The 3,523-nt window shown below is 49.2% G+C and carries 3 protein-coding genes and 1 pseudogene; all 4 read left to right on the top strand.

The window, feature by feature from the left end; all coding sequences use genetic code 11:
- Positions 1–45 precede the first annotated feature (45 nt).
- Positions 46–567, top strand: a complete 522-nt coding sequence (rplJ, locus tag RMO52_RS05875) for a 50S ribosomal protein L10 (protein WP_309743370.1) — start codon at positions 46–48, stop codon at positions 565–567.
- 54 nt (positions 568–621) lie between these two features.
- Complete coding sequence (gene rplL, locus RMO52_RS05870; RefSeq protein WP_309743372.1) at positions 622–1,008, top strand: 50S ribosomal protein L7/L12; 387 nt, start codon at positions 622–624, stop codon at positions 1,006–1,008.
- Positions 1,009–1,339: 331 nt separating this feature from the next.
- Complete coding sequence (locus RMO52_RS05865; protein WP_310411810.1) at positions 1,340–3,256, top strand: hypothetical protein; 1,917 nt, start codon at positions 1,340–1,342, stop codon at positions 3,254–3,256.
- A gap of 62 nt (positions 3,257–3,318) precedes the next feature.
- A pseudogene (locus RMO52_RS05860) lies at positions 3,319–3,523 on the top strand (hypothetical protein); the annotation flags it as partial.

Raw genomic sequence — 3,523 nt, 5'->3', positions numbered from 1 at the left:
CCCCGTTCACACCCAAAACTCGATCGATCGAGAGGTAAGCATTTTATGGGGAGAACCCTAGCAAACAAACAAGCGATCGTCGCCACGCTCAAGCAAGACTTGAGTGAAGCGACAATGGTGGCAGTGATTAACTACCAAGGTCTCACCGTGGCAGAAATCACCGACCTCCGTCGTCGGCTCCGTCCCAAAGGCGGCACCTGTACGGTCACTAAAAATACCCTGATGGGTAAAGCGATCGAAGGTAACGCCGATTGGCAAGCATTAGAACCACTACTCCAAGGTTCTTCGGCATTCTTATTGCTCAAAGATGACATTGGTGGCTCGATCAAGGCTTACCATGACTTCCAAAAAGCGACCAAGAAAACCGAACTCCACGGTGGCGTAATGGAAGGTAAAGCCCTCACTGGCGCTGATGTCAAAGCGATCGGCGATCTACCTTCCAAAGAACAACTCATGGCGCAAATTGCTGGTGCCCTCAACTCCGTCACCGCGAAAATCGCGATCGGTGTCAAAGAAGTACCTGCTTCGATCGCTCGGAGCCTTCAAGCGCACGTTGACAAAGGTTAGAGCGCAAAGCTTTTTACCCAGTCCCAATTTTCACCCATATTTAGGAAACAACACATGTCTGCTGCAACCGATACCATCTTAGAACAGTTAAAAACCCTCAGCTTGCTCGAAGCGGCTGAACTAGTCAAGCAAATCGAAGAAGCTTTTGGCGTCAGTGCTGCTGCGCCCGTCGGCGTAGCGATGGCTGCTCCTGGTGCCGCTCCTGCCGAAGAAGCTGAAGTCAAAACTGAATTCAACGTCGTCCTCGAAGGATTGGCTGATGAGAGCAAGAAAATTGCCGTCCTCAAAGTCGTCCGCGCGATCACTGGCTTGGGCTTGAAAGAAGCTAAAGACTTGGTGGAATCCACTCCTAAAGACGTCCTCACTGGCGTACCCCAAGCAGCCGCTGACGATGCCAAGAAACAGCTCGAAGAAGCTGGCGGTAAAGTTGCCCTTAAATAGACGCAACCAGGCGATACTCGCTCAACGGTTAATGCTGTCCAGTTAGGCTTGAGCCTAATACCCTTAAAATTCATGGCAAGCGATTTATCAAAATTGCGACCGCCATGAATTTTTTTCGGTATGTTTGCACTCAAATCTCGATCGTCCGATCGATTTGGTAAGATTTTGAGATATCATAATGTAACAATTATCAACTGAACCGCTAGTTGAGGGCAATCGGCTGAAACTCTAAAGTCTCATCAGGTCGCGACCCGATAAGTATCTATACACCCATACTTACTAGCTTAGTCTCAACCATATTGAATTTCCGCCGATAACTTTCGGTTAATATATGCAATCAGCTACGCGCCTGGATGACCTCAAAATTTTAGAGTGTTTTCTGCAAAACTCTCTTCACGCTCACTTAGGGCGGATTATTCCATTCCGGGTGCAGTGCCTATACAAAGACGATACCCTGTGGGTACTCGCCCAACACCCGGCTGAAGTGTCCGTCGATATTCCCGATACCTTTAGCGTGCTAGAACGTGCCCTGCAAGCCGAAGAACCGAAAACGCCCTTAGCGGTCAAACTATACCTCCGTACCGAAGGCGATCGACGCCCCTATAGCCAGCAAGGCTTTACCGTCTATCCCCTCGTCAACAAAACCGTACCGGGCGAAGCCGCCCCCGCGATGACAGGAATGCGCGAAGATCGGATCGCCTTGGATCGCGATCGTCCACACCTAGAAAATGGTAATCCCATCCAGCTTTCAGCCGATAGCCCGGACAACGATTCCATCCCTTCGACAATACCAGAGGTCGTACCGAGCGATCGTGAGCCGATAAGTGCAGTGTCGCGCCACGATCGCGCCGACTATTCAGATCGACTCGTCACGATCGATGCTGACGCTTTTGTCGCGGACATCGAACATTCCTTCGCAAACGGTGATGCTTCCTCAACCTACCCACCTGCGGCTACCAAACGTCACAAGCTACTCATGCCGCTCCTTGGGGGTCTAGGACTGCTGGCACTCGGTACGGGTGCCGGATATATGGGCACTCGTCCCTGCGTCTTCTCTGTTTGTACGGAGCTAAATACCGCCACCCAACTCACCAAATCTTCACTGGCAGCTCTCAAAAATCCCACAGCCACCGGACAAGAAGTATTAACCGCTCAAAAGCAGCTCCATCAAAGTGTCGATGCGCTCGGTACCATTCCCGCATGGTCGGGAAGTTATGGCAGCGCTCAAAATGCCCTCCAAGCCACACTCCCAGTTACAGCCGAGCTAGATACGACCGTGGCGGCGATGAATCAAGCCTACAAAGCAACTACACTAGTCAAAACCCCACCGATTACGCTCTTAAAATGGCAACAGAGCAAACAGATGTGGATGGAATCAATTTCTAGCCTTAGCACAATTCCTACAACCAGTCAAGTTTATCCTCTTGCTCGGCAAAAACTTACCGACTACCAAGAGCGATTGGTGGACGTCGATAAGCAAATCGGCATGGAAACAACTGCCGAACAAAAACTCAAGTCGGCAATGGAAGGTATCAAAGCCGCTAAATTAGCCCAGACAACCGCCAAATCCCTAACCGAATGGCAGGGAGTCAAAACCCAATGGGATACCGTCAGCAGTCAGCTAGGCAGCATTCCAGCGACAACTATTGCTTATACCCCGGCACAGGCAGTACTCAAGTCCGCTCAACCCCAGATTTTTGCTGCCCAAGAGAAATTTATAGAAGAGGATAAAGCCGATCGAAACTATCAAAATGCCGTCAAACTAGCAGAATCGGCGAAACTAGCCCAGAAAAATAACCAACTACCTCAAGCCGTCGCTCAATGGAATCAGTCGGTAGTCGCGATCCAAAGTATTCCCAAGACGAGTGCGATGTATCCGCAAGCTCAACCCCTAGCACTGGAATACACCAAAAGTTTTCAACAGGTCGAAAATCAGCTCAAAGACGCTCAAAAAATCGCCTTAGCAACTAGAGACTTGCAACGAACTTGCGCCGGGAGCCCGCAGATTTGTACCTATACAGTCAGCAATAAATCGATCGTCGTCCGCTTGATGTCCTTATATACCCAGACAGTCAAACAGACGGCGATGGCTGCGGCTAGTCAAGGTGATGGCAATGCTAAAGCTGGCATCCTCAATCATGTAAATACCCTCGGCAATGCCCTTCAAGCGATCGGCGATAATGCTAAACTCCCGATCGAAGTCTACGGTGCCGACGGTCAGCAAATTCAAAGTTATCTACCGCAGTAATCGCTAGATCGAGCTAGTGCCAAAGACCTCTTAGTGAGTCAAATTAATTTGAGGTGACGTAAATGGCATACAATAATTTTACTTTAGAGTTAGTAAAAGACAGGTTCGATCTAAAGTTAACAAATAATCGGTTCTGTGAGCTTTTTCCCATTTCTGAACCTCAATCAGAATTCTTGGCTATTTTTGATGAGTCATTTGCTCTAGCTGAGGTGGCAAAATCTGAAAAAGCCAAGTCTGAGTTGTTGGTTAGCCCAATTTTGGTTCAGG

It is taken from the genome of Chamaesiphon sp. OTE_8_metabat_110, assembly GCF_031382685.1.
GTDB lineage: Bacteria > Cyanobacteriota > Cyanobacteriia > Cyanobacteriales > Chamaesiphonaceae > Chamaesiphon.
This window is presented reverse-complemented; position numbering and strand designations above follow the sequence as displayed.